Origin of the sequence: Rhodococcus sp. 1R11 (assembly GCF_004563845.1) — a bacterium.
Lineage (GTDB): Bacteria > Actinomycetota > Actinomycetes > Mycobacteriales > Mycobacteriaceae > Rhodococcoides.
Genome location: NZ_SPNG01000029.1, coordinates 1 through 1303 on the forward strand (window position 1 = coordinate 1; position 1303 = coordinate 1303).

Here is a 1303-nt window from a genome sequence, read left to right on the forward strand (position 1 = left end):
GTCCGGTCTCGGTCGTGAGGGCAGTGCCGAAGGGCTCGAGGAGTACCAGAACGTGCGCTTCTACAACATCGCCCGCCGCCCCAGCACGTGAACTACCCACATCCATTCACTTCTCCCCAGAACGAAAGTGTCTCTGTCATGCGTATTTCCGTTGTCAAAGAGATCAAGCCACAAGAGGCCCGGGTCGGGCTGACCCCCGGCGGTGCCGCCGACCTCGTTCGTAGCGGCCACACCGTCTACGTCGAACGCGGTGCCGGTGACGGCGCAGGGTTCAGCGACGACCACTACACCGCCGTCGGTGCCCACCTCACCTCCCAGGCCGAGGCCTGGGAACGCGCCGAACTGCTGGTCAAGGTCAAGGAACCGATCGCCGCGGAATACCCATTCCTGCGCGAGGACCTGACCCTGTTCACCTACCTGCACCTCGCCGCAGACCGCCCGCTCACCGAAGCTCTGCTGGCCGCAGGAACACTCGGCATCGCCTACGAGACCGTGCAGGACAACACCGGCCTACCGTTGCTCACTCCCATGAGCGAGCTCGCCGGTCGACTGGCCGCGCACGCAGCCGCCACCCACCTGACCATGCCCGGCGGTGGCCCCGGCATGCTGCTCGGCGGATCACCCGGTGTAGCGCCTTGCCGGGTTCTGGTCATCGGCGGCGGAGTCGTCGGCACCCAGGCCGCACTCCTGGCTCTGGGGATGCAAGCCGAAGTCACCATCCTCGACACCTCCGGAAAGCGGATCCGCGAACTCGACATCCTCTTCGGTGGCCGAGCACGCACACTGGTCTCCGACGCCCAGACCCTCGACACCGAACTCGCGCGAGCGGACGCAGTCGTGGGCGCAGTCCTCGTCCCCGGACGGGCAGCACCGAAAGTCGTCTCACGTGCACAGCTGGCACTGCTCAAGCCGGGTGCACTCCTGATCGACGTCGCCATCGACCAGGGTGGCGCATTCGAGACCTCCCGCCCCACCACCTACGAGTCGCCGATCTTCACCGTCGAGGGCATCCGTCACTACTGCGTGGCGAACATGCCCGGCGGAGTACCCCAAACCTCGACCAAGGCCTTGACCAATGCCACGCTGGCCTACCTGCGTCAGATGGCCGACCAAGGCGTCGACGCCGCCCTGACCGCCAACCCCGCGCTGGCACTGGGCGTCAACACCCGCGACGGCCGGATCGTCTACCCCGGAGTCGCAGACGCATTCCCCGACCTGCCGAGCCTGCACGCCGACCGCGTACCCGCCTGAACCACAAAGACGACTGCGCCCACCGCAACCACCAGCAGTAGGCGCAGTCGCG

Annotated in this window: 1 protein-coding gene; it reads left to right on the plus strand. The window is 66.9% G+C overall.

Annotation, left to right across the window (positions count from 1 at the left end):
- Positions 1 to 138 precede the first annotated feature (138 nt).
- On the plus strand, positions 139 to 1251 hold the full coding sequence (gene ald / locus E4P29_RS25745; protein WP_135048099.1) for an alanine dehydrogenase: 1113 nt from the start codon (positions 139 to 141) through the stop codon (positions 1249 to 1251).
- Positions 1252 to 1303 lie beyond the last annotated feature (52 nt).